The sequence below is a fragment of the Nocardia sp. NPDC056541 genome (assembly GCF_042794235.1).
Classification (GTDB): domain Bacteria; phylum Actinomycetota; class Actinomycetes; order Mycobacteriales; family Mycobacteriaceae; genus Nocardia.
On record NZ_JBHTUD010000005.1, the window covers coordinates 137,434 to 162,789 of the forward strand.

Genomic DNA, 25,356 nt, shown 5'->3' on the forward strand with positions numbered 1-25,356 from the left:
GATCAGGGCAGCTTGATCGCGGACATGTACATCTCGAGGATCGGTCCGTAGAGGTCGACGCTGTCGAGTTCGGTGCCCAGCACAACGGAGGGCGTCGTGTGGATGAGCACCCTCGCCATCGTCATCGGCGGAATCAGCGATGTCGCTCCCAGCCGGTCCAGATTCTCGATGATGAACTGCCCCAAGGCTTCCACCGTCTCTTCCCGCCGGGCGGCGACCCGTTCCCTGACCTCGGGGTTACGCAGCAGATACAGGGTGAATTCCATCCCCAGCGCGGCGTGCTCGGTGCCGCGATCGGCGCCGAGCCGACGCCACAGCTCGCCGACTCGGTCCAGCTCTTCGGCTCCCACCTTCGACGCCGCCGCCAATACCTCGGTGAAGGTATCGAAGTAGCGCTGCATGTATCGGTCGTTCACCCCGAGGAACAATTCCTCCTTGGTGGCGAAGTGCTTGTAGATCGCGCCCTTGGTGTAGCCGGCGGTATGGGCGATGTCGTCGAGTGTCGCCGCCGCGAAGCCCTTTTCGGCAAATACTTCTTCGGCGGCCTCCAGGAGCAGCCCCCTGGTGCGCTCGAGTCTCCGATCCCTGGTCCACCGCTCAGCCATGTCAACGATTATGGCACGAATCCAAGAAACTCCTCAGTATCTGAGATTCTCAGTGGTATATTTCAGGTTGTACAGATACTTCAGGAGCGTGATCGATGACTCCCCCATCGACTTCCATGGCCATCGCCGATTCCATTCCGAATTTCGAGCGTATCGACGCACATCGGACCACCACAATTCATCGAGGAGGTGCGCTGTGAGCGGACCATCGGAGCCGAAAAAGGGAACCACCGTCACCGAGCCACTCAGCAACGTGGCCGCCCTCGGCGCGAAAGTTCAGGGCACCAGCAAAGCGGTGAAAATCTGGGCAACCCTCGGCGGGTTGATCCTCGCCCTTCAGATATACGTGTGGCTGCGCTGGATCACCGGACCCAATTTCGAACGCGTCCCCACCGGACCGAGCGATCCGCCGACTTTCATGAAGGTGATTCTCACCGTCTGGACCGCGGTGATCCTGCTTGGCCTGCCGGTCGGCGCGTATTTCTTCATCATCCGGCCATGGCTGCGTGAGCGGCGAATAACGCTCGACGGCATGCTGTTCGTGGCCTGCGGCCTGATGTTCTTCCAGGACCCCCTGCTCAACTACTTCAATACGTGGAGTACCTACAACACCTGGATGTTCAACAGGGGCTCGTGGGTACAGGACGTACCGGGCTGGCAATCCTATGGCGAACCGGGCGCCATGATGGCCGAGCCGATCCTGATGAACGCACCGGGCTATTCCTATGGCGTGCTGCTCTGCACGATTCTCGGCTGCTGGGTGATGCGAAAGGCCAAGCAGCGCTTCCCGAATATCAGCACCGGTGCGCTGATCGGTGTGCTGCTCGTCTGGACATTCTTCTTCGATCTCGTCATCGAAGGCCTGTTCCTGATGCCGATGGGCCTTTTCACCTACCCCGGCGCACTCCAGGCATGGTCGATCAATGCCGGCACCTATTACCAGTGGCCGCTGTACGAGGGGCTCATGTGGGGCGGTGTTCAGGCCGGCCTCTGCTCGCTGCGCTATTTCACCGACGACCGCGGACGGACCATTGTCGAGCGTGGCCTGGACCAGATTCAGGGCGGATTCGTCAAACAACAGTTCACGCGTTTTCTGGCGATCTTCGCGGCCGTCAGCACCTTCTTCTTCGTGGGCTACAACCTGCCCGCGCAGTTCTTCGCCCTGCATACCGATCCCTGGCCCGAGGACATCCAGAAGCGCTCGTACTTCAACATGGGTATCTGTGGTGAGGGGACCGACCGGCTCTGCCCGCATCCCGATCTGCCGGTCCCTTTCCGCAACAGCGGCTACATAGATTCGACCGGGAAACTCATCCTGCCGGACGGTGCGGAATTGCCGAAGATCATTCCCTTCGCCGACACCGACAAAGGAAACTGACATGACCAATCGATCCAGCGCTGTACTCGATGTTCCGCGTGCACCGTTCTATCGGGCGGTCGGCGACGAGGTCGAGGTCTTCCGGGCGGCGGCCGTAGGCGGCCTCCCACTTCTCCTCAAGGGGCCCACGGGCTGCGGAAAAACCCGCTTCGTGGAAACCATGGCCGCCGAACTCGGCCGCGAACTGATCACCGTCGCCGGACACGAGGACATGACCTCGGCGGATCTGGTCGGACGTTTCCTGCTCAAGGGCGGCGAAACGGTCTGGGTGGACGGGCCGTTGACGCGGGCGGTGCGCTCGGGTGCCATCTTCTATCTGGACGAGGTCGTGGAGGCGCGCCAGGACACCACCGTGGTGATCCACCCGCTCGCCGATCACCGCCGCGAACTTCCGGTCGACCGACTCGGCGTGACCTTGCCCGCGGCACCTGGGTTTCAGCTGGTGATCTCCTACAACCCCGGCTATCAGAGCGTGCTGAAGAACCTCAAGGAGTCGACTCGGCAGCGCTTCGTCGCGATCGAACTCGGCTTCCCGCCCCCCGAGATCGAGCGCGAGGTGATCGCCCACGAAGCCGGGGTCGACGCCGAGACCGCGCGGGCATTGGTCGCGGTCGGCAGCGCCATCCGCAACCTGGACAACTCGCCGCTGCGCGAGGTGTCCTCCACCCGGATGCTGATCCTCGCCGGCGGCCTCGTCGCGGGCGGATTGGCCCTGCGTACCGCCGTGCAATCGGCTGTGGTGCAGGCGCTCTCGGATGACGCGGATATCGTCGCCGCCCTCGGCGAACTCGTCGACGCTGTCCTCCCACGACCATGATCGACAACGATCCGAACGGGCCGGAGCGGTTCAGGCTCCTGGCCACCTATCTCGCCGGCAGGTCTGTGGGTATCGCAGAACTGCCGGCGGGCGGGACCCCGTATACGAACGGCCGGATCGTGTTCGTGTCCGGCGGTGCGACCGATGCCGAGCAGCGGCGCGAAGTGCTCGTACAGAGCGCGCTGCTCGGCACCGGGAGCCTGGATCCGGCGTTGGTGCGGTCCTTGCGCGGGCGTCCGACGGCGGCTCGTCGCTATCTGGCGCTCGAAGGCCGTCGCGTCCTCACCGAACTCGCCCAACGACTTCCGCTCGCCACCGAGGTCGGGCTCTGCGGTACCCCCGCGACCACGACTGCCGCAGATTCGCTCGCGGCAGCCAAGGGGAAAACGCCGGTCGAGGAGCCACCCGCCTGGTTCGGCACCCTCAAACCCTCCCAGTTGGTGGCCTCGGACCCCGGTCCGGGCGGGCGAGCGAGCGAGCGCGAACTGCGCCTGGAGTTCGACCTCAGCGAAATCCCCGAGGCCGATGACGAGATCGAGGACAGCGTCGAGAAGTCCGACGAGAGCAAGATTCTCAAACTCTTCGAGAATCCCCTCTTCAGCGGCAAATCGGCGATGGAATTCCTGCGCAAGGCCATGGGCAGTTCGCGTTCGGACGGTGACTCGCCCGGCGGCACCGAGGCACCGGTCAGCGCGGTACGGCGGGCGCGGATGGTCGGGCCCGAAGCGCGGCCGCTGCCCACCCGGATCAGGTTCACCGACGCCGACAAGCCGGGCGCTGCCGCCGGAATCGGCGGCGCGCTCCATCCCGAGTGGGACGTGTTCAACAACCGGTACAAGCCGGATTGGTGCCGGGTCGTCGATTTCCCACTGACCGCTCCCACCGATATCGCGGCAGCGCGCGTACCGGAAGACGACGTGCTGCGGCGGCGGCTGGCTCGGGTCGGGCTCGGTCCGAAGGTGCTGCGCGGTCGAGCCGATGGTGACGAGCTCGATATCGAGGCGCTCATCGACCTTTTCGTCGATCTGCGTTCGGGCTACTCGCGGCCGGAGAACGTGTACCTCGAACACCGCAGGCTCGAACGCAATCTCGGCGTCATGATCCTGCTCGATGCCTCCGGCTCGTCCACCGACGCCGACCTGGAGGGCCTGTCCGTGCACGAGCACCAGCGGCGCGCGGCCGCCACCCTGGCCGTGACGCTCGAAGAGCTCGGTGACCGCGTCGCGGTGTACGCCTTCCGCTCCGAAGGCCGCCACGCGGTGTACCTGCCGGCGATCAAGACCTTCGACCAGCGCTTCGGCGCTGTCGGTCGAGCCAGACTCAATCAGCTCGCGCCCTCGAACTACACCCGGCTCGGGGCGGGGATCCGTGGCGCGGGCGAGATTCTCAAAAAGGAAGCGGGAACACAGAATCGGCTGTTGGTGGTGCTGTCGGACGGCTGCCCCTACGACGACGGCTACGAGGGCCGCTACGCCGAGGCCGACGCCGCGAAGGCGCTCGAGGAACTGCGCGCCGAAGGCGTGGCGTGCCTGTGCCTGTCCATCGGCGCCACCACGCCCGCCGACGCCCTCGAACGCGTCTTCGGCTCCGTCGGTCATGCCGGCGCGGCCACCCTGAGCGAACTGAGCCCGCGCATGGACGAACTGTTCCTGGCCTCCCTTCGCGAACTCGCCGCGCCCACACCGGGCTGACGCGACGTCGACATCGGAAAGAGAGCTCGCAGTGGAACCCAGCGCATCAGCGGTCACCGAGATCAAAGTTTGGTCGAAGCAATACAGCCGGCGACACCCTGTCGCCTCGCTACAGACCGTCGGACGGCAGGTCGAACTCGGCCGGGACGCCTTTCGGTACCTGGTCACCGACATCGCGGGGCGGCGCTTTCCCTTCGACGAATTCGTCGGGCAGGCGATGTTCATGGTGAAGACCTCGCTGCTGCCGACGGTGGCGGTGGCGGTGCCGATCAGCGCGACCCTGTCCATCCAGTTCGGTTTGCTGGCAGGACAGGTCGGGGCGACTGCACTGGCGGGCGCCGCGAGTGGCCTGGCCGTGATCCGGCAGTCGGCGCCGCTGGTCACCGCGATTCTGCTGGCGGCGGCGGTGGGTTCGGCGCTGTGCGCCGATCTCGGGTCACGCAAGATCCGCGAGGAGATCGACGCCATGGAGGTGATGGGGGTCTCGGTGCTGCGCAGGCTCGTGGTGCCGCGGCTGGCCGCCGGGATCCTGATCGCGATGGCGCTCACCGCGGTGAGCTGTTTCGTCGGGTTTCTCGCCGGCTACCTGTTCAATGTCTATGTCCAGGACGGGACTCCGGGCAGCTACATGGCGACCTTCTCCTCCTTCGCGACCTCGGGTGATCTGTACCTGGCGATGGTCAAGGCCGCGGTGTTCGGCGTGATCGTCGTCGTCATCGCGTGCGAGAAGGGCCTCAACACCCGGGGTGGGCCAGGCGGCGTGGCGAATTCGGTCAATGCCGCCGTGGTGGCGTCCATCGTGGTGCTGATGGTCGTCAACCTCGGATTCACCCAGATCTACACGATGTTGTTCCCGAGGACGACCCTCTGATGGCCAGTGTGTATCGCCCGCCCGGCGCGCGGGCCGTGCTCGCCGTGGTGGCGGGGCCGTGGCGCGGCATCATCCGGTTCGGGCACATGTTCACGTTCTTCGTGCGCGCGGTGATCTCGATACCGGTGGCGCTGCGCCACTACAGCCGCGAATCGCTGCGCATCCTGTCCGATGTGACCTGGGGCAACGGCTCGCTCATCGTCGGTGGCGGAACGGCGGGGGTGATGATCATCCTGGGCGCCGCCGCCGGCGGCATCGTCGGCATCGAGGGCTTCAACGCCTTGAAACTGCTCGGCATGGAGCCCGCGACCGGCATGATCGCCGCGACCGCGGCCACGCGCGAACTCGCCCCGATCATGGCCTCGATCGCCTTCGCCGCGCAGGCGGGGTGCCGGTTCACCGCGCAGCTGGGCGCGATGCGGATCGCCGAGGAGATCGATGCCCTCGACGCGATCGCGATCCGGCCGGTGCCCTTCCTGGTCTCGACGCGGCTGATCGCCTCGATCGTGGCGGTGATCCCCCTGTTCCTGGCCGCGCTGGCCGCGGACTACCTGGCCGTCGAATTGTTCGTCGGGCTGGTCGGCGGACAATCCTTCGGCACCTACGCCCACTACTTCGACCTGGTGCTCAGCGGCACCGACGTCGTGTTCTCGCTGTTGAAGGCGATCGTGTTCGTCACCATCACCACCACGATCCAGTGCTACTTCGGCTACTACGCGCGTGGCGGACCACAGGGGGTCGGCGTCGCGGCCGGGCGGGCGATGCGCGCCAGCATCACGGTGATGATCTCGGTGAATCTGTTGATGACGTTGGCGCTGTGGGGTTTCGACGCCGGCTCCAGGATCAGTGGGTAACGCGATGTCGATAGTGTTCGAATCCGATGACCGGCACCTGAACAACACCAAGTTGTTCGTGCGCGGGATCGCCGCGCTGACCGTCGTCGCCGCCACCGTCGCGGCGATGGTCGCCCGATCCGAAGGCGCGTTCGCGCAGACGATCGAGGTCACCGCGATGCTGGTCGACGTGGGCGACGGGTTGCCGAAACGATCCGACGTCAAATATCGCGGCATCCTGGTCGGCAGCGTGCAGGAGGTGGTCGCCGCGGACCGCGCCCACCCCAACAGGGTGCGCATCGAGCTGACGCCCGAGCACGCGGCCACCATCCCGGCGACGGTGACGGCGCGGGTCGTCCCGAGCAACGTGTTCGCGGTGCCCTCGATCCAGCTCATCGACAACGGGCCGGGCCCCGCCCTGCGCGCCGGAGCATCGATACCGGAGGACCACAGCCGGGCCAGCGTGCAGCTGCAGACCTCGCTCACCGCGTTGAGCCGAATCGTCGACGCGGTGGGACGCCCCGACGCCGATCCCACCGTCGGGATCCTGGAAACCGTCGAACGCGCGACCCGCGGCCGCGGCGCGGACGCGCTGGCCGCGGGCACCCAGCTCGCGCGCATCGTGCGGGCCTACGACGCCGAACTCTCGGGCTCCGACGACACCGCATTGCTCACCGGGCTCTCCGACGCGGTACTCGGACTCCAGGAATCGGCTCCCGATCTGCTCGCCGCACTCCACAGCGCGGTCACTCCGCTGCGCAGCGTCGCCGAGCAGCGAATCCGCCTGTCCGAGTTGCTCACCGGCGGTATCGCGACCACCACGACAGTCGGCACCGCGCTGAACAACCGGACCGACACTGTCATCGACCTCAACTCCAGACTGGGCCCGGTGCTGCAGCTACTCGCCGCGGGCAGCGGCAACTTCGTGCAGATGACGACCTCACAGACCCGGATCGCGCAGGTGTTCGCGCGCGACTTCTGGCAACCCGCGACCCAGAGCGGCACCGCCAAGGTGATCGTCGAGCTCACCCCGCACAAGCAATACACCCGCACCGACTGCCCGCGGTACGGCGAACTGGCCGGTGCGAGCTGCGCGAACGGACCCGCCGCGGGCCCGGCGGTCATCGGCGCCGCCGACCAGCCGGTGAACACGCTCACCCAGCGCGACATTGTGGCCGAAAGCCTCGGTCTACCAAGGGAAGCCGCGAGCCTGGCCGAATTGCTCGGCCTGACGGTGCCCACCCAACCACCCACCGGAGAACCACGGTGAAAATGACACGCGACCTCGCCGGACTGACCGCTTTCCTGCTCGTCGCCGCCCTGCTGATCTGGATGGTCCGCGTGACCCTGCAACGTGATGTCACCGGTGACACCCACGCCTATTCCGCGGTGTTCAGCGATGTCTCGGGACTGCGCGTCGGCGACGACGTCCGGGTCGCCGGAGTACAGGTCGGCCGGGTGGACTCCATCCGCATCCATGGTCCCGATGCCGAGGTCGGCTTCCGGATTCAGCGAGATCAGCCCGTCTACGCCAACACCATCGCCTCGGTCACCTATCAGAATCTGATCGGACAGCGCTATCTCGGGTTGAGCAGGGCCGAATCCGGCGACCCGACGGCGCTGGCGCCCGGCGCGCGGATCCCTCTCGAGCGCACCGAACCGAGTTTCGATCTGTCGGGGCTGCTCAATGGATTCCAGCCGTTGTTCAGCGCCCTCGACCCCGCGGACGTCGACAATCTGACCTCCGCGCTGATCCGCGCCCTGCAGGGCGACGACGGCGCGGTCGCCGCCCTGATCACCGAGACCGCGACCCTGGTCCAGTCCTTCGCCGGGCCCGACCAGATCCTGGGCACCCTGATCGACAACCTGTCGGCGGTCATGACCACCCTGGCCGGGCAGAGCGCCGGACTACAGACGACGTTCACCCAGACCCGCAAGATCTTCGACGCACTCGAATCCCGCCGCGACACGCTGCTGGACCAGACCGCGCGGATCTCCACCGTCGTGGCCGACGCCGCCGCGGTGGTCGACGGCGCGAGTCCGTCGCTGACGGAGTTCATGAACCGCGAACCCGGCTTCGCGCGGCACTTCGTCGACGGCAAGCAACGTTTCGCCTTCCTCGGCTTCAATATTCCGTTGCTGTTCCAGGCCATGATCCGGGCCACCGACGCGGGCGCTTTCGTCAACGCCTACGTGTGCGATATCAGTTTCAGCATCATCCCCGGCATCGATCCGGTGATCGCGCAGATCCTGGGCGGCGCCTCCCCGACCGGTCGGCCCCAGCACTCCGCGATCTGTAGGTAGGACCCATGAAGACACCACTGCGCGCCCTCACTCGTGTCTCGACGCGCCGAGGTTCCGGCGCGATCGCCACCGACAAGTCGCTGCGAACCGGCCTCATCGCCGTGCTCTCGGTGGTGCTGGCGCTGCTCGTGCTGGTCGTGGTCAATTCGCTGAACCTCGGCACCCGCACGGTGCGGGCCGATTTCGCGCAAGCCGCGGGCATCGCCGCCGGTGACCCGGTGACCTGGGCGGGCATTCCCGTCGGCACGGTGACCGGCACCCGGCTCGCCGGCGACCACGTCGAGGTGAGCTTGTCGGTCGACGACGAGGTCGTCCTCGGCGCCGATGCCGCGGCCGCGATCAAACTCACCACACTGCTCGGTTCACGCTATGTCGAGCTGCGCTCGTCCGGCGGCGGCGAACTACGTGACAATCGAATTCCGTTGTCCCAGACCACCGTTCCCTACGACCTCGAGACCGCGCTACAGGACGCGACCACGACCTTCGACCAACTCGACGCCGATCAGATCGCCGAGTCGATGACCTCGCTGTCGCGCGGACTCGACGGCCTGCCGTCGCTGGTGCCGGGCATCCTGCGCGACATCCGGTCCCTGTCGACCACCATCGCGACCCGACGCGACCAAATCGGCACGCTGCTCACCAGTACCGACCAGGTCAGCACCGTGATCCGCTCCCAGCAAGCCGAACTCGCCTCGGTGGTCGGTCAGGGCGGCACGGTGCTGCGCCAGATCATCGCCCGCCAGGACGCGCTACGCCGACTACTGGACGCGATCACCACGCTGGTCGCGCGGCTGGAACCGATCGTGGTCGATGACCACGCCGAGGTCGAACAATTGCTGACCGACCTGCGTGACATGACCGCGATGATGGCAGGCCACGACGACCTGCTGCGCAACATCCTGCAGATCCTTCCGGTCCCCTGGCGCATGTTCGCCAACGCCACCGGTACCGGTGCCGAACTCAATGCCAGCGCCCCCGACGGCGCCTTCGTCGACTCGTGGATGTGCGCGTTGAGTGCCGTCGCCGTCGAGAACGGCCGCGTCCCCTATCACCAGGACTGTCGATGAAAGCCCTGATCTCCACCCTGAAACTCGCCGCGATCACGGTGAGCGTCGCCTGCCTGACCAGCTGCTCGGTCGGTTCGCAGGCGGACACCACCACCATCACCGCCGAATTCGCCAATGCCAACGGCCTCTACGAGGGCAACCCGGTCTCGGTGCTCGGCATGAAGGTCGGGCGGATCGTCCGGATCGAGGCCCGCGGCACCGAGGTCGTCGTCGAGATGCGAATCGACAGCGCGATTCAGCTACCCGCGGACGTGCAGGCGGTCACGATCTCGGATTCGCTGCTCACCGACCGTCACGTGGAACTCACCCCGGTCTATCGTGGCGGGCCCACCCTGCCCTCGGGAGCGGTGCTCGGTACCGCCCGCACGAAGTCGCCGGTCGAGTTCGATGCCTTGCTGTCGATGGCACAGAAGTTGTCGACCTCGCTGGGCGGTGACGGCAAGGGCGCGGGACCGGTCGCCGACCTGATCGATCTGGGGTCCGCCGCGACCACGGGCAACGGCGACGAGATGCGGGCGGCCCTGGGCGAACTCTCCCGGGCGTTGCGACAGGGCCAGGACAACGGTGCCGCCACCCGCGACGCGATCACCACCGTCGTCACCAACCTCGACGAGCTCACCGCGGCCGCCGCGCGCAATGACGGGACGCTGCGCGAATTCGGCGGCGCCGTCGCACAACTCACCGATTTCCTGGCCGAACAACAGCTGGGTTCCGGCGAGACCGGCGCCGCGCTGAACCGGATCATCGGCCAGGTCACCGAACTGCTGCGACGCCACCAGGGCACCATCTCCGGTCTCACCACCAACGCGAACACGGTGACCGGTTCCCTGGCCGCCTACGACTACAACCTCGCCCAGTTCCTCGATGTGTTCCCGATGGTCGTCGACAACGCCTACAACTCCGTCGACCCGAATGTCCGCGCGCTGCGCGCCGTGGTGGACATCAACCGGCTGCTGCTCGACGGCCAGATGGTCAAGGAGATCTGCAACCTGCTCCAGCTGCAGAACCAGGGCTGCGCGACCGGAACCATGCGCGATATGGGACCGGATTTCGGTATCACCGCCATCCTGGCGGGCATCGCGGGAAAGAGCGGCCGATGACACCTCGCACCCGGTTCGCGCCCCGACTCGCGGTCGCCGTCGCGCTCGCCCTGTCCACCAGTGGATGTGCCGTGGGACTGGACCAGTTGCCGCTGCCCGCACCGGGACTCGGCGGCGACACCTACACCCTCACCGCGACCTTCTCCAACGCGCTCAATCTGCCCATGAAGGCGAAGGTGACGCTCAACGGCGCCGATATCGGTCAGGTCGAGTCCATGTCGGCCCGCGACTACACCGCCCTGGTGACCCTGCGCATCACCTCGTCGGTCCGGTTGCCCGTCGGCACCTCGGCGCAGCTGCGGTCGGCCACCCCGATGGGCGACGTCTTCGTGGCGATGAAGCCGCCGCCGGTCGTCGAGCCCGGCGGCGCGGTACTCGGCGACGGTGCCGCGATCACGCTCGAGTCGACTTCGGCGGCCTCGACGATCGAGGAAATGCTCACTCGCGCATCGCTTCTGGTCAACGGCGGCACCATCCAGTACCTCACCACCGTCGTCGCCGCGCTCAGCGACCACGTCGGTGGCCGCGGTGACCGGCTCGCCGCACTGCTCGACGAGACCCGAACACTGTTGCGCGGCCTCTCCGATCGCACCGACCAGATCAACGGTGTCCTGCACGGCGCGGCCGATCTCAGCGCGACGGTGGCAGCCCAGCAGTCCACCCTCGCCGACACCGTGGCCGCGGCCGGACCGGCCGTCGAGGTCCTCGCCGAGAACACCGATTCCCTGGTCACCCTGGTCGATCGCGTCCATACGATCGCCACCCAGCTCGCGCGGTTCCCCAGTGTCGCGGGCACCAACAACACGAGCATGGCCGCCAACATCAACCGGTTGGCCGCCGGGCTCAACGCCGCGGCCCTCAATCCGGAGGCCGACCTCGACTCGGTGAACGAGATGATCAAGATCGTGCTCAAGATGATCAGTGGTCCCAACGGGCACGTCGCGGTCGATGTCGCCCAGCTCGCGATTCCCGACCCGGCGAATCCGGGCGGTGCCGGCGGCCGGGCCCCTGACATCACCGACTGGACCGCCTTCGTCGGCTCGCTCCAGCACATGATCGATCGGCTGGGCGTCCGGCTGGCAGGAGCACCACGATGACCACGACACCCCGGCCGAGCCGGATGGAAACACCGGCGCGCGCGCTCGTCGGGGTCGTCCGGGCCGCACACCGGCATCGGTCCGTGGTCTCGCTGGTCGGACTGCTCGCCATCCTCACCGGTGCCTGTTCGCACCTGATCCTGTCCACCTTCGGCGTCGATCCGCTCGATCACCCGTATCGGGTACGCGTCGAACTCACCCAGTCGGGCGGGCTGCTGCCCGGGCAGGAGGTGACCCTGCGTGGCGTGCGGGTCGGGCGCGTGGACTCGGTGCGGGTGGTCGACCAGAAGGTGATCGCGGTCGCCGCCATCGACGAGAATGTGCGAATCTCGGTGTCGGGGCAGGTGCGGGCGGCGGCCCTGTCCGCGGCGGGCGAGCAGTATCTCGACTTCCTGCCCGCGAGCAACGACGGCCCGTATCTGACCGACGGAGCGCTGGTCACCGCCGATCGCACCGCCACCCCCGTGCCGATGGCGGACATGCTGCAAAGCCTCAGTGGCACCCTCGCCCAGATCGATCCCGGCCGGCTCGCGACCATCTCGCGGGAACTGGGTGTCGGTCCGGCCGGGCCCGACAAGCTGGCCGACATCATCGACGGTGGCACGTTCCTCATCTCCACGCTCGACGCCGTGCTGCCCAACACCGTGAACCTGTTGCGCAACAGCCGAGTCGTGGTCACGACCCTGCACGATGGGCGCACCGTCCTGCGGGACACGTCGGCGAACCTCGCCGCGGTGACGGGCGGCATGGCGGCGATGACCGGCGGCTACGAACAACTGCTGGCGCAGACACCACCGCTGCTGACCGAACTCGACACCATCCTCGCGCAGAACTCACCGACGATGGTGCAGTTGCTGGGCAATCTCGTCACCGTCTCGCGGGTCGCCTACTCCCGGATTCCCGCCCTCGAGGAGTTCTTCTTTCCCCGCCAGCGCGCCGGATCCGCCCTCGACGCGGTGGCCTCGGCGTTCCACGACGGCGGTGTCTGGGCACTGGCCAGCATCTACCCCCGCTACGCCTGCGACTACAACGTGCCGCGCCGCGGCGGCTCGGTCCCCGACTACGCACCGCCCTACCTCCACGCGGACTGCACCGACCCCGATCCCACCCTCATGCCGCGCGGCGCCCGCAACGCGCCGCGACCGGCCGACGACCCCGTCCCCGCGCCACCGCCCGTCGATCCCTTGCAGACCGCCGAGCAGGCACCGGTGGGACCGCTGACCATTCCCACGCCGTACGGCGGCCCCTACACACCGGGTCCGCGGTGACGGTGCCATCATGAGTGCATGGCCGCTCCCGATCCCGACGCGACGAGTGTCGGCAGAAGTGCGCGGCCCACCCACGCCGATGTCGCCCGGCTGGCGAACGTATCCACGGCGACCGTCAGCTACGTCCTGAACAATTCCGCGGGCAAACGCATCTCCGCACGCACCAGGGAGGCTGTCTACCGCGCCGCCGGACAACTCGGCTATCGCCCCAATGTCGCCGCCCGAAATCTCGCGCGCGGCGAGAGCGGGGTGGTGCTGTCGATCCTGCCGCGAGTCGCGGTGGGCGACATGCCGATTCAGGCGGGCAGCCTGATGGCCGCCGCGCTCGCGCAGTACGGTTTGCTCCAGGTGCAGATCTTCGAGACCGAGGACTACGAACGCATCATCGACGCGATCGACAATCTCGATCCGATCGCGGTGGTGAGCCTGTTCCCGTTGAGCAGCGACGCGCGCGGCAAGGTGCGCGCCGCGAAGGTTCCCCTGATCGAGATCGGGCTGCTGCCCGCGCTCGGCGATCCCCTGCTCACCGTCGGGGCGATGCGCGTCGGGCACTTGGTCTCGCGTGGACATCGCAAGATCGCGTTCGGACGCACCGATATCGCCAAATGGCGTGCCCTCGGCGACTATTGGCTCCAGGGAATCGTCGAGGCCGCGCGTGCGCACGATCTGCCGCCGATCACCGTGGACGAGGTGACCGCGAGCGGTGCGGCCGAGCTGGTCACCAGGTGGGTGCGCGACGGGGTGACCGCGGTCTGCGCGCAGAGCGACGAGATCGCGGGGCTGGTGTTGCACGGTCTACGGGAGGCGGGTCTGCGCTGCCCGCACGACCTCGCCGTGATCGGCATCGAGGCCAATCCCATGGGGGCGCTGTGTGATCCGCCGCTGACGACGGTGGAGTACATCCCCGCCGCGGTGGCCGATGCCGCGATCGCCGCTGTCCTCACCGAACTGGGATATCCGGCACCCCCCGCGCCGCGGCCGACCGATGTCGCCCGCCTCATCGTGCGGGCTTCCACCTAGCTTCCCCGTTCCTCACCGGAGCCGATTTGGGGTCTGGACACCTCGATGGTTATGCGCCTAACCTTGCGACGACGGTGCATTCCGCGTACCGAATCCGTTGCGCTCGAGTCACCGCTGACATGCGAGGAGTTACGCCATGACCGTGCAGACTGTGCTGGACGAGATCCGCAACCGACCGGGCACCGGAGACGCGATCCCCGTCGTCGATCCCGTCACCGAGGAACAGCTCACCGAATTCACAGACGGCGGCTCCGAAGCTGTCGACGAGGCCGTCGCACGGGCGAAAGCGGCGTCGAAATCCGGCATCTGGAAGAACCTGGCGGGCAGCGAGAAAGCCAAGATCCTCTGGCGCGTCGCGGATCTGATCGACGAGAACACCGAGCTGCTGGCCGACCTCGAATCGGCCAACGCCGGAATCCCACAGAACCAGGCCGCGCTCACCGTCGGCATCGGCTCGGAATGGTTCCGCTACTACGCCGGTTGGTGCACGAAGATCGACGGCATCGCGCACGACATCAACGCCGGCGGGCTCACCGGCGTGGAATCGCGGCAGCACGGCTACACCCTCAAGGAGCCCTACGATGTCGTGGGGCTGATCTTCCCGTGGAACGGGCCGGTCTTCAACTACTGCGCCAAGGTCGCCCCCTCCCTCGCGGCCGGGTGCAGCAGCGTGGTGAAACCCGCCGAGGAGACTCCGCTTTCGGCGCTGGTACTCGACCGGCTCCTGGCCCAGGCCGGCGTACCGGAGGGCGTGGTCAATCTGGTCAACGGCTACGGACACACCACCGGTGCGGCGATCACCGCGCACCCTGACGTGGACAAAGTCGCCTTCACCGGCTCCACCGAGGTCGGCAGGGCGATCGTGGCGGCCTCGGCGGCGAGCAACCTCAACAAGATCACCCTCGAACTCGGCGGCAAATCACCGGTGCTGATCTTCGACGACGCCGATCTCGATATGGCGATCATGATGGCCGGCTTCGGCGCCTTCGTGCATTCGGGCCAGGCGTGTGTGTGCGGTTCGCGCGTCTTCGTGCAACGCGGCTCCTACGACAAGGTCGTGGCGGGCATCGCGAACCTGGCCGACAACATGAAGATGGGTGGGCCCAGGGAAGAGGGCACCATGGCCGGCCCGCTGATCAGCGCCAAGCAGCTCACCCGGGTGTTGGGTTATGTCGATCAGGGCAAATCCGAGGGCATCGAGTTCGTGGCCGGCGGTCAGCGTCTCGATCGAACCGGGTACTTCGTGCACCCCACCGTGGCCACCAATGTCGACCCCGCCACCAGCCGCCTCTACCGCGAGGAGATCTTCGGCCCGATCGTCACGGTCCTGCCCTTCGACACCGAAGAGGAGGTCGTCGCGATGGCCAACGACAGCTCCTACGGTCTGGCCGCCACCGTCTGGACCAAGGACATCGGCCGTGGCCACCGGCTGGCCAAACAACTGCAGGCCGGAACCATCTCGCTGAACTGCCAGATGGTCTTCGACCACTCCATGCCCTTCGGCGGATACAAGCAGTCGGGCTGGGGCTACGAGTCCGGCAAGGCGGGCCTGGAGGCCTACCTGCAGACCAAGGCCGTCTGGACGCAAATGTAGCGACTGAATATTGCCATGCGCATCTTGTGAGAATATGATTCTCACTAACCAACAAGGAGGCTCTCATGACGCAGCTGGATCTGCCGTATCAGTTGTTCGACGCGGACAATCACCTCTACGAAACCAAGGAGGCGCTGACCAAGTTCCTCCCTGCCGAGTACGAGGGGACCATCAAGTACGTCGAGATCAACGGGCGCACCAAGATCGCGGTCCTCGGCCAGATCAGCGAATACATTCCCAACCCCACCTTCGAGGTCGTCGCCCGTCCCGGCGCCATGGAGGACTACTTCAAGAACGGCAACCCCGAGGGTAAGAGCCGCCGGGAGATCTTCGGCAAGTCGATGAAGTCGATCCCGGCGTTCCGCGAGCCGGGCGCGCGCCTGGAGCTCATGAACGAGCTGCAGCTCAACCGCTCGCTGATGTTCCCCACGCTGGCCAGCCTCGTCGAGGAGCGGATGCGCCACCATCCCGATCTCATCCACGCGGTGATCCATTCGCTGAACCGGTGGCTGCTCGAAACCTGGGGCGAAGACGGCAATTTCGTCTACAAGGACCGCATCTTCACCGTGCCGGTGGTGAGCTTGCCGATCGTCGAGAAGGCGATCGAGGAGCTCGACTGGTGCGTCGAGCACGGCGCCAAGGCGATTCTGGTGCGCCCGGCCCCGGTCCCCGGTCTGCGCGGGCTTCGCTCGTTCGCGCTGCCGGAGTTCGACCCGTTCTGGAAGCGGGTGGTCGAGCACGACATCCTCGTCACCATGCACTCCTCCGACAGCGGCTACTCGCGGCACAACGCCGAGTGGGAGGGCTCCAGCCTGGAGATGCTGCCGTTCCAGACCAACACCTTCCGGATGACCACCGAATGGCGTCCGATCCAGGACGCGGTGGCCTCGTGGGTGTGCCACGGCGCGCTGTTCCGCTTCCCCGAACTCAAGGTCGCGGTCATCGAGAACGGCGCGTCGTGGCTGGCGCCGCTGCTGGAGAACCTCGCCGACGTCGCCAAGAAGGCGCCGGAGGGCTTCGGCCATCAGGATCCGGTCGAGGCGGTCAAGCGCAGCATCTTCGTCAGCCCGTTCTGGGAGGAGGACCTCGGCGGGATCGCCGACCTGCTCGGGGTGGACAACGTCCTGTTCGGTTCGGACTACCCGCACCCGGAGGGCCTGGCCGAACCGGCACGCTACATCCACGAGATCAAGGATCTGAGCCTGGAACATCAGGCCAAGATCATGGGCGGCAATCTCGCGAGGCTGCTGAAGGTATGACCTGGCAGACCATCCCGCAGATGGTCCTGAGCGCCGCCGATCGCTTCGGCACTGCCGAAGCGATCGTCGACGGGCCACAGCGGTTGAGCTTCATCGATCTCGCCCACCGGGTGCGCAAGGCCGCGGGCGCTTTCGCGGCGGCGGGCATCGAGCGCGGCGATCGGGCGGCGATCTGGGCGCCCAACTCGGCCGAGTGGATCATCGCCGCGTTCGGGCTGGTCACCGCGGGCGGCGTGCTGGTCCCGATCAACACCCGATTCAAAGCCGAGGAAGCCGCCGACGTCGTGCGGCGCAGCGGCGCCAAGCTGTTATTGGTGCAGCAGGGCTTCCTCGGGACGAACTACGCGGGCCCGCAGGGCGTGCCGGTGATCGACCTGAAATCGGATTTCCTCGCCGACGGTGAGCCTTTCGAACGGGCGGTCAACGGCACCGACATCGCCGACATCATCTACACCTCGGGCACCACCGGTCGACCCAAGGGCGTGATGATGAATCACCGCCAGACTCTGCGGCTGTACGCGGAATGGTGCGATCTGGCCGATCTGCGCGAGGGCGACCGCTATCTGATGGTCAACCCGTTCTTCCACACCTTCGGGTACAAGGCGGGGTTGATCAGCTCGCTCATCCGCGGCGCCACGATGCTGCCGGTGCCGGTGTTCGACGTCGAGCAGGTGCTCGAGCTCGTCGAACGGGAACGGGTGACCATGCTGCCCGGCCCACCCACCCTGTATCACGCCCTGCTCGACGCGCCCGCGACCCGGGATCTGTCGTCGCTGCGGGCCGCGGTCACCGGGGCCGCCGACATCCCGGTCGAACTGATCCGGCGGGTCAAGACCGAGCTGCCGTTCCAGTCGATCATGACCGGCTACGGGCTCACCGAAGCCGGCACCGCGACAGCGTCGCGGCCCGGCGATACCTTCGAGCAGGTCGCGACCACCGTCGGAACCCCTTGTGACGGTGTGGAAGTGCGCATCGCCGAGGACGACGAGGTGCTGGTGCGCGGCTACTCCGTCATGCAGGGCTACTTCGACGATCCGGACGCGACGACGGCGGTCATCGATGCCGACGGATGGCTGCACACCGGCGATCTCGGCAGCCTCGACCTGGACGGTCGCCTGCGGATCAACGGGCGCAAGAAGGACATGTACATCGTCGGCGGCTTCAATGCCTATCCGGCCGAGGTCGAAGCGTTTCTGCTCGAGCACCCCGCCGTGGCCCAGGTCGCTGTCGTCGGTGTACCCGACGAGCGGCTCGGGCAGGTCGGCCGCGCCTTCGTGGTCGCGAAAGGCCCGGTGTCAGAGGCGGAACTGGTGTCGTGGGCCCGCGACCGAATGGCCGGTTACAAGGCTCCCCGATCCGTGCGGTTCCTCGACGAGCTACCGCTCAACGCCACCGGCAAGGTCATGAAAGACCAACTGCGTTAACCGAATTCGCCTGACTTCGAGGAATCCTCCATGAACTTCTCTGACATGATCCTGGTCAGCATCGACGACCATGTGGTCGAGCCGGCCGATATGTTCGCCCGGCACACGCCCAGCAAGCACGCCGAGTACATCCCGAAACTGATCACCAACGACCAGGGCGTCGATCAGTGGGTCTATCGGGGTAAACCGGTGGGCGTCACCGGTTTGAACGCGGTAGTGGGGTGGCCGAAGGAAGAGTGGGACAAGAATCCGGCCCGCTACGCCGAGATGCGACCGGGGGTCTACGACATCCACAGCCGGGTGGCGGACATGAATGCCAACGGCATCCTGTCCTCGATGTGCTTTCCGACCTTCGCCGGATTCAGCGCCGGGCATCTGAGCCAGTTCAAGGACGAGATCACCATCGCGGTGATCTCGGCCTACAACAACTGGCACATCGACGAGTGGTGCGCCGCCTACCCCGGCCGGTTCATCCCGAACGCGATTCTGCCGCTGTGGGATCCCGCGTTGGCCGTCGCCGAGATCAACCGGGTCGCCGCCAAGGGGTTCCGTGGCGTGACGATGCCGGAACTGCCGCACATCGACGGGCTGCCCTCCTACCACGACGGCGAGTACTGGGGTCCGGTGTGGGCGGCGCTCGCCGATACCGGACTCGTGATGAACCTGCACATCGGGCAGGGTTTCGGGGCGCTTCGCCTGGCGCCGAACGCGCCGATCGACAATCTCATGTGCCTCGCGCCGACGGTGTCGCAGATCGCCATCCAGGACCTGCTGTGGGGACCGGCGCTGCGCACCTATCCCGGCCTCAAGGTCGCCCTGTCCGAGGGTGGGATCGGGTGGATTCCGTTCTACCTCGACCGCTCCGATCGCCATTACACCAATCAGAAGTGGCTGCGCCGCGACTTCGGCGGCCGGATGCCGAGCGACGTGTTCCGCGAGCACGTGATGGCCTGCTATGTCACCGACCGCAACTCGCTCAAGATGCGACACGAGATCGGGATCGACATCATCGCGTGGGAATGCGACTACCCGCACTCGGACTCGCTGTTCCCCGATGCGCCGGAATTCGTGCTCGAGGAACTCAACAGCGCCGGCGCCGACGACAGCGACATCCATCAGATCACCTGGCAGAATGCCTGCCGATTCCTCAACTGGGATCCCTTCACCCACATTTCCCGCGAGGACGCGACGGTCGCGGCACTGCGGGACAAGGCACGCGATGTCGACCTGACCATCCGGCCGCGCGCGGAATGGGCCGAGCGCTACGCCGCCCAGCACATCAGCTGAGCACCCGAACAACCGAAGGACATTGCCATGCATTTGATCGTTTTCTCCAGTCCCCGCGCGGGCATGGACGAGGAATACAACACCTGGTACACCGAGGTCCACATTCCCGACATGCTGTCGATCCCCGGCGTCGAGTCGTGCACCCGATTCCGCGCCCAACCGGTCGGCGGACAGGCCCCGGAATTCACCTATCAGGCCGACTACCTCATCGACGGCGATGCCGGTGCGGTACTGAAGGAGATCAAGGTTCGCTCCGCCGACGGGCGTTTCACGCTCAGCCCGGCCATCGACCCGGCAGCCATGAAAGTGACTGTCTGGGAATCACTCTGATGGACTTCGAGCTCTCCGACGACCAGCGGCTGTTCCGCTCGACCACGCGCGAATTCCTCGCCAAGTCCGTTCCGCTCGACGTCGTGCGCGGCCTCGCCGCCTCCGGCGTCGGGTTCGATCGCGCATGGTGGCGCCAGGGCGCCGAACTCGGCTGGACCGCACCGCTGGTCCCGGAGCGGCTCGGCGGCGGATCGGTCTCGGCGGTGCCGATGGCCGATCTCGCCCTGGTCGCGACGGAGTTCGGGCGGGCCTGCGCGCCCGGCCCGCTCATCACCACCAGTGCCGTGCTGACCTCGCTGGTCAGGGAGCAGAACCGCTTCGCGGACCTGCTCGCCGCGGTGCTCAGTGGTGAGACCATCGCCGCCTGGGCCCATTACGAGCCCGGACACGGGTTGGGGCCCGCGGCGGTGGATACCGTCGCGGTGCCAGAGGGCACCGGTTTCCGGATCTCCGGCGTCAAGGATCGGGTGGAGTACGGCGATCAAGCGGACGTGCTGCTGGTTTCCGCGCGCGGTCCCCAGGGGCCGGTCCAGGTGCTGATCGCCGCCGACGCACCGGGCGTCACCGTCACCCCGACCTGGACACTCGACCTCGTTCGCCGCACCGCGAAAGTCTCCTTGGTCGATGTCGTGGTCGGCGAGGACTCCGTCGTTCAGCGCTATCCCGGCGAGACCGCCGCCGCGTTGGAGACCCAGGTGCAGGTCGCCGCGGCGCTCACCGCCGCGGAGTCGACCGGCGCGGCCGAGCACGCCTTCGAACTCACCGTGCGGTGGATGTTCGACCGCTACACCTTCGGCCGGCAGCTGGCGTCCTATCAGGCGCTCAAACATCGTGCGGCCGAACACAAGACCTCGCTCGAGGCCTGCCGTGCCACCGCCTGGGCCGCGGCCAACGCGTTCCACGGCGACCCGACCAGAACCGCCGAGGCGGTCAGCGTCGCGAAGTCCTATATCGGGGCCGTCGTCCCCGGCCTGCTCCAGGACTGCGTGCAGATCCACGGCGGCATCGGGGTGACGTGGGAACACGATATGCATCTGTATCTGCGGCGGGTCACCCTCGGGCGCGCGCTGTACGGGACGCCGGAGGAGCATCGCCGTCGCCTCACCGATCTCCTGGACAGGAAGGTCGCATGACCGAACCGAGCACCACCGAGCTGGAGCCCGTCGACGAATTCCGCCTCCGCGCCCGACGTTGGCTGTCGGACAACCTCGAGCCCGCACCGCCCAATCAGCACGGGGAAACCAGCAAGTCCGAGGAATCCTGGCAGCGCGCCAAACAGCTGCAACGCATCCTCTACGACGGCGGCTTCGCCGGCATCTGCTTTCCGAAGGAGTACGGCGGGCTGGGCCTGACACCCGAGCACCAGCGAGTGTTCAGCGAGGAGTCGCGCGCCTACGAGATGCCGCTGGCGCTCAACATCCCGACCCTGACCGTCTGCGCGCCGACGATTCTGGACAAGGGCACCGAGGAACAGAAGCGCACCCACCTCTCGGCGGTGCTGCGCGGTGAGGAACTGCTCGTGCAGTTCCTGTCCGAACCGCGCGGCGGCTCGGACCTGGCCGGGCTCACCACCCGCGCCGAGCGCCGGGGCGATTCCTGGGTGCTCAACGGCGCCAAGATCTGGAGCTCGGGCGCGTACGCCGCCGACTACGGGCTGTGCCTGGCCCGCACCGATTGGTCGGTGCCCAAACACGCCGGGCTCACCATGTTCCTGGTTCCGGTGCGCGCGCCCGGTGTCACTATCCAGCGCATCACCCAGGTCGACGGGTCTCGGGAGTTCTGCCAGGAGTTCTTCGACGATGTCGTGCTGCCCGCGGAGGCGGTGCTCGGCGAGGTCGACGGCGGCTGGGAAACCACGAATCGTCAGTTGTTCCATGAGCGCAGCGCCGTCGGGGGCGCGTCGCCCTACTCCAGCGGAATCCAGACCCACAGTGGGCGTGATATCTCCGGTCTCATCGAATCGGCCAGGCGGACCGGGCAATTGGATGACCCGCGGGTCAGGGAGGATCTCGGTGAGGCGCGGGCGCTGAACATGGTGCACGATCAGCTGATCGGCCACATCACCCGCGGTATCGCGGCGGGTGAGTTCGTGCCCGCGGCCGGATCGATGGTCCGGTTGTTCAGCGCCCGGAATTCGTGGCTGCAAGCGGATATGGCGGTGCGGATCGCCGGCGCCGCCGCCGCGACGGGGTGCGACGCCGACGATGCCGCGACCGGCCAAGCCGGACAGGATTACCTGATGCGCCAGGCGTGGAGCCTGGCGGGCGGCAGCACCGAGATGGCCCTCAACCAGATCAGCGAGCGGGTCCTCGGGATGCCCCGGGAAGCCGCCGCCGATCGAGGATTGCCGTTCGATCAGGTCGAACACGGCCGCTGATCGGCTCGGCGCGCAAGCGAAGAAGAACAGAAAACGAGCGGCCCGCCTCGGTGCATCACCCGCGGCGGGCCGCTCGCTGTCGCGTTGGCTCGATCAGCGCGGAGCCGGTGGCATCCGCGACACCGCCGGTCCGAACAGAAAAGCTCCGGCGGGCACCACAGTGTGTGCCCGCCGGAGCTTTTCGTGATCGTGAGCCGATCTCAGGTGATCGCGCCCGCTGTCTTGAGAGCGATGACCCGCTCCCAGTCCAGCCCGAGGCCCAGCAGGATCTCCTCGGTCTGGGCGGCGAACTCGGGGCCGGGCGCCAGTTCGGGCGCGGTGACATCGAATTGCACCGGATTGGCGACCAATTCGAGCTCACCGGCGCGAATCAGGTACTCGTTGGCCCTGATCTGCGGGTCCGAGCCGACCTGCAGGCTGTCCTGGACCGGTGCCCACGGTCCCGACAGCGTTCCCAGGCGCTCGGTCCATTCGGCGAGGGTCCGGCTCGCGAACGCCTCGCGCAGGATCGCCACGGCCTCCTGGGTATTGGCCGCGATGTCGGCCGAGGTCCCGAAACGGGGGTCGGTCGCGAGTTCGGGACGGTCGATGTGGCGACACACGTCGGCCCAGAACTTCACCGGCTGCAACATCACCAGCGACAGGTAGCGGCCGTCGGCCGTGACGTACAGACCCGAGAGCGGATTGGTCGGCGCGCCATGGGCGCCCGGTACCGGCGCTACCATCGGCTCACCGAGATGGGCCGAGAGCGCGATGGTGTGGCCCATCGCCCACAGCCCGCTCCCGAGCAACGAGACATCGACCACCGACGGTTCGCCGGTGCGTTCCCGTTTGAGCAGCGCCGCCGCGATCCCACCCGCGAGGTTCGTCCCCGAGATGGTGTCGCCGAAGGCGGGCCCCGGGGGCGAGACCATGCCCTCGGTGCCCGGCGGGGTGATGGTGGCGGCGACCGAGCCGCGGCACCAGAAGGCGGTCATGTCGAACCCGCCCTTGTCCGATTCCGCGCCGCGCGGGCCGAGCGCACTGCCGCGCGCGTAGACGATCTTCGGGTTCACCGCGCGGATGTCGTCCACGTCGATCCCGAATTTGGTCCGCGCCTGCGGCAGGAAGCTGGTCAGGAACACGTCGGCCTCGCGGGCGAGGTCGTGGATCACCGCGCGCCCCTCGGGCACCGACATGTCCACGCCGATGCTGCGCTTGCCCCGATTGGCATGTTCGACATTGGGATTGGGGTCACCCTCGACCCGCATCCGGCCGATTTGCCGAAGGCCGCGTTGCGGATCGCCAGTGACCGCGTGTTCGACCTTGACAACATCGGCGCCCCAGTCGGCCAGGACCGCGCCCGCCGACGGCACGAAACCGTACATCGCGACCTCGAGGACGCGAATTCCCTCGAGCGGCCCCACTACTGGGCACCGCCCGACGCGTCGCTCAACCCGACGACCGCGGCGTAGGTCTTGCTCTCCAGGAATTCCTCCAGCCCGGCGACACCGCTTTCCCGACCGATCCCCGACTGCTTGAATCCACCGAAGGGAGCGTCCGGCTGGAAGTAGTTACCGCCGTTGATGCTGAACGTCCCGCTGCGGATACGCCGGGCGATCCCGAGCGCGCGCTCGGTATCGGCGCTGAACACCGCACCGGACAGGCCGTAGATCGAATTGTTCGCGATGCGCACCGCGTCGTCGTCATCGTCGTAGGGGATCACGACGAGCACCGGGCCGAAGACCTCCTCCTGCGCGATCTCGCTGTCGGGATCGACGCCGGCGAGCAGGGTCGGCGCGTAGAAGAAGCCCGGATCGACCTTCGTACCGCCGGTGACCAACGTGGATCCGGCGGCGACCGCGCGCTCGACCAGGCCGTGTACCTTGTCGCGCTGCTTGGCGCTGATCAGCGGTCCCATATAGGTTTTCGGGTCACTGGGATCCCCGCTGCTCACCCAGCCCAGATTGGTGGCGACCAGCTCGACGATCTCGTCGTGGCGCGCGCGTGGCACCAGCAGCCGCGAGGTGAGCGCGCAGCCCTGTCCCGCATGGGTACAGATGGTGAACGCGGCGAACACCGCCGTGGTGGCGAAGTCGGCGTCGTCGAGCAGGACCATGGCGGATTTGCCGCCCAGCTCGAGGAAGACCCGCTTGAGCGATTCGCTCGCCGCCGCCATGATCTGGCGCCCGACCGGAGTGGAGCCGGTGAAGGTGATCAGGTCCACGTCGGGGTGCGTGGTCATCAGCTTGCCGATCTCGACGTCGGCGGCGGACAACACATTCACCACGCCGGGCGGGATATCGGTGTGCTCGGCGATCAGCTCACCGAGGGCGAGCGTGGCCAGCGGGGTATCGGGGGCGGCTTTGAGCACCACCGTGCAGCCCGCCGCCAGGGCGGGCATGAGCTTGGCCAGGGCCAGCTGATGCGGGTAGTTGTAGGCCACGATCGCCGAAACGACACCGGCGGCTTCCTTCTCGATCCAGCGCCGGTGGCGCTCCCCGCGGATCTCGAGCTCGCTCAGTTCCTCGGTCAACGAGTACTCGGGCAGCAGGTCGGCGTAGAAGCGAGCGATCTCGATCGGGAAGTCGAGCTGGTTGCCGTGGGTGAGCCGCCGGGTGGCGCCGACCTCGGCGATGGTGAGCTCGCGCAGGTCCTCCACGTTGTCGAGCAGTGCCCGATGGAGTTGGTCCAGGCAGCGAGCCCGCAACGCCGCGTCGGTCGACCAGCTGGTCGTGTCGAAGGCTCGACGGGCGGCGGCGATGGCCGCCTCGGTCTGTTCGAGCGTGGCTTCGGGCGCGTAACCGTACACCTCGCCGGTCGCGGGATTGAGCGAGGCGAAGGTCTGTTCCGCCTCGACCAGCTGTCCGTCTATCAGCAATCGTTTGGTGACTGCCGTGGTCGGCGCGGACGCGCCGATCGAGTCCGTGTCCTGGGATGACATCCCGTCTCCTCGCTGAGCGTTGGAAATGTGATTCTCTCTTCTAGAGAACAATATATCCATATGCAAGGGCTCGCATCAGCCGAATGCCGCGACCGACACCGCGATCACCGG

The 25,356-nt window shown here is 67.0% G+C and carries 22 protein-coding genes; 19 read left to right on the forward strand and 3 right to left on the reverse strand.

Features of this window, described 5'->3' with window-relative positions; translation table 11 throughout:
* Positions 1–2: 2 nt before the first annotated feature.
* Complete coding sequence (locus ACFQ9R_RS10550) at positions 3–605, reverse strand: TetR/AcrR family transcriptional regulator (protein ID WP_378990177.1); 603 nt, start codon at positions 603–605, stop codon at positions 3–5.
* 253 nt (positions 606–858) lie between these two features.
* Between ACFQ9R_RS10550 and ACFQ9R_RS10555 the strand changes: the two genes are divergently transcribed.
* The 19 genes from ACFQ9R_RS10555 (at position 859) to ACFQ9R_RS10645 (ending at position 22,322) form a co-directional block, all read left to right on the forward strand.
* Complete coding sequence (locus tag ACFQ9R_RS10555) at positions 859–1,983, forward strand: spirocyclase AveC family protein (protein WP_378990178.1); 1,125 nt, start codon at positions 859–861, stop codon at positions 1,981–1,983.
* Position 1,984: 1 nt separating this feature from the next.
* A complete protein-coding gene (locus ACFQ9R_RS10560; RefSeq protein ID WP_378990180.1) occupies positions 1,985–2,800 on the forward strand; it encodes a CbbQ/NirQ/NorQ/GpvN family protein in 816 nt (271 codons plus the stop codon).
* Positions 2,797–4,491, forward strand: a complete 1,695-nt coding sequence (locus tag ACFQ9R_RS10565; protein WP_378990181.1) for a nitric oxide reductase activation protein NorD — start codon at positions 2,797–2,799, stop codon at positions 4,489–4,491. Before ACFQ9R_RS10560 ends, ACFQ9R_RS10565 begins: the two co-directional genes overlap by 4 nt.
* Positions 4,492–4,522: 31 nt before the next feature.
* Complete coding sequence (locus ACFQ9R_RS10570; protein ID WP_378990182.1) at positions 4,523–5,362, forward strand: MlaE family ABC transporter permease; 840 nt, start codon at positions 4,523–4,525, stop codon at positions 5,360–5,362.
* Positions 5,362–6,216, forward strand: coding sequence for an ABC transporter permease (locus ACFQ9R_RS10575; protein WP_378990183.1), 855 nt, complete (start codon positions 5,362–5,364; stop codon positions 6,214–6,216). The genes ACFQ9R_RS10570 and ACFQ9R_RS10575 overlap by 1 nt, the downstream gene beginning before the upstream one ends.
* Positions 6,217–6,220: 4 nt before the next feature.
* Positions 6,221–7,465: an MCE family protein gene (locus ACFQ9R_RS10580; protein WP_378990184.1), complete on the forward strand. Its 1,245-nt coding sequence runs from the start codon at positions 6,221–6,223 to the stop codon at positions 7,463–7,465.
* 2 nt (positions 7,466–7,467) lie between these two features.
* Positions 7,468–8,499, forward strand: coding sequence for an MlaD family protein (locus ACFQ9R_RS10585; protein WP_378990185.1), 1,032 nt, complete (start codon positions 7,468–7,470; stop codon positions 8,497–8,499).
* A gap of 5 nt (positions 8,500–8,504) precedes the next feature.
* Positions 8,505–9,566 (forward strand): MCE family protein, encoded by a 1,062-nt coding sequence (locus tag ACFQ9R_RS10590; protein WP_378990186.1) that lies wholly within the window; start codon positions 8,505–8,507, stop codon positions 9,564–9,566.
* Complete coding sequence (locus tag ACFQ9R_RS10595) at positions 9,563–10,666, forward strand: MCE family protein (RefSeq protein WP_378990188.1); 1,104 nt, start codon at positions 9,563–9,565, stop codon at positions 10,664–10,666. The genes ACFQ9R_RS10590 and ACFQ9R_RS10595 overlap by 4 nt, the downstream gene beginning before the upstream one ends.
* Positions 10,663–11,763 carry an MlaD family protein gene (locus ACFQ9R_RS10600; RefSeq protein WP_378990189.1) on the forward strand — a complete coding sequence of 367 codons (1,101 nt, stop codon included), beginning with the start codon at positions 10,663–10,665 and terminating at the stop codon, positions 11,761–11,763. Before ACFQ9R_RS10595 ends, ACFQ9R_RS10600 begins: the two co-directional genes overlap by 4 nt.
* The gene (locus ACFQ9R_RS10605) at positions 11,760–13,031 is read left to right on the forward strand and encodes an MlaD family protein (protein WP_378990190.1); all 1,272 of its coding nucleotides are present in this window, start codon (positions 11,760–11,762) and stop codon (positions 13,029–13,031) included. Before ACFQ9R_RS10600 ends, ACFQ9R_RS10605 begins: the two co-directional genes overlap by 4 nt.
* Positions 13,032–13,049: 18 nt before the next feature.
* On the forward strand, positions 13,050–14,051 hold the full coding sequence (locus tag ACFQ9R_RS10610; protein ID WP_378990191.1) for a LacI family DNA-binding transcriptional regulator: 1,002 nt from the start codon (positions 13,050–13,052) through the stop codon (positions 14,049–14,051).
* A gap of 136 nt (positions 14,052–14,187) precedes the next feature.
* Positions 14,188–15,645 (forward strand): aldehyde dehydrogenase family protein, encoded by a 1,458-nt coding sequence (locus tag ACFQ9R_RS10615; protein ID WP_378990192.1) that lies wholly within the window; start codon positions 14,188–14,190, stop codon positions 15,643–15,645.
* Positions 15,646–15,710: 65 nt separating this feature from the next.
* The gene (locus ACFQ9R_RS10620) at positions 15,711–16,904 is read left to right on the forward strand and encodes an amidohydrolase family protein (protein WP_067444964.1); all 1,194 of its coding nucleotides are present in this window, start codon (positions 15,711–15,713) and stop codon (positions 16,902–16,904) included.
* On the forward strand, positions 16,901–18,328 hold the full coding sequence (locus tag ACFQ9R_RS10625; protein WP_378990193.1) for a FadD3 family acyl-CoA ligase: 1,428 nt from the start codon (positions 16,901–16,903) through the stop codon (positions 18,326–18,328). The genes ACFQ9R_RS10620 and ACFQ9R_RS10625 overlap by 4 nt, the downstream gene beginning before the upstream one ends.
* Before the next feature lie 30 nt (positions 18,329–18,358).
* Positions 18,359–19,615, forward strand: a complete 1,257-nt coding sequence (locus ACFQ9R_RS10630; RefSeq protein WP_378990194.1) for an amidohydrolase family protein — start codon at positions 18,359–18,361, stop codon at positions 19,613–19,615.
* Positions 19,616–19,642: 27 nt separating this feature from the next.
* Complete coding sequence (locus ACFQ9R_RS10635; RefSeq protein ID WP_378990195.1) at positions 19,643–19,945, forward strand: hypothetical protein; 303 nt, start codon at positions 19,643–19,645, stop codon at positions 19,943–19,945.
* Complete coding sequence (locus ACFQ9R_RS10640) at positions 19,945–21,078, forward strand: acyl-CoA dehydrogenase family protein (RefSeq protein WP_378990196.1); 1,134 nt, start codon at positions 19,945–19,947, stop codon at positions 21,076–21,078. The genes ACFQ9R_RS10635 and ACFQ9R_RS10640 overlap by 1 nt, the downstream gene beginning before the upstream one ends.
* On the forward strand, positions 21,075–22,322 hold the full coding sequence (locus tag ACFQ9R_RS10645; RefSeq protein WP_378990197.1) for an acyl-CoA dehydrogenase family protein: 1,248 nt from the start codon (positions 21,075–21,077) through the stop codon (positions 22,320–22,322). The genes ACFQ9R_RS10640 and ACFQ9R_RS10645 overlap by 4 nt, the downstream gene beginning before the upstream one ends.
* 200 nt (positions 22,323–22,522) lie before the next feature.
* On the opposite strand, the gene ACFQ9R_RS10650 is transcribed toward ACFQ9R_RS10645, so the two are convergent.
* The gene (locus tag ACFQ9R_RS10650) at positions 22,523–23,728 is read right to left on the reverse strand and encodes a CaiB/BaiF CoA-transferase family protein (protein ID WP_067444950.1); all 1,206 of its coding nucleotides are present in this window, start codon (positions 23,726–23,728) and stop codon (positions 22,523–22,525) included.
* Positions 23,728–25,245 carry an aldehyde dehydrogenase family protein gene (locus ACFQ9R_RS10655; RefSeq protein WP_378990198.1) on the reverse strand — a complete coding sequence of 506 codons (1,518 nt, stop codon included), beginning with the start codon at positions 25,243–25,245 and terminating at the stop codon, positions 23,728–23,730. The genes ACFQ9R_RS10650 and ACFQ9R_RS10655 overlap by 1 nt, the downstream gene beginning before the upstream one ends.
* Positions 25,246–25,356: the final 111 nt, after the last annotated feature.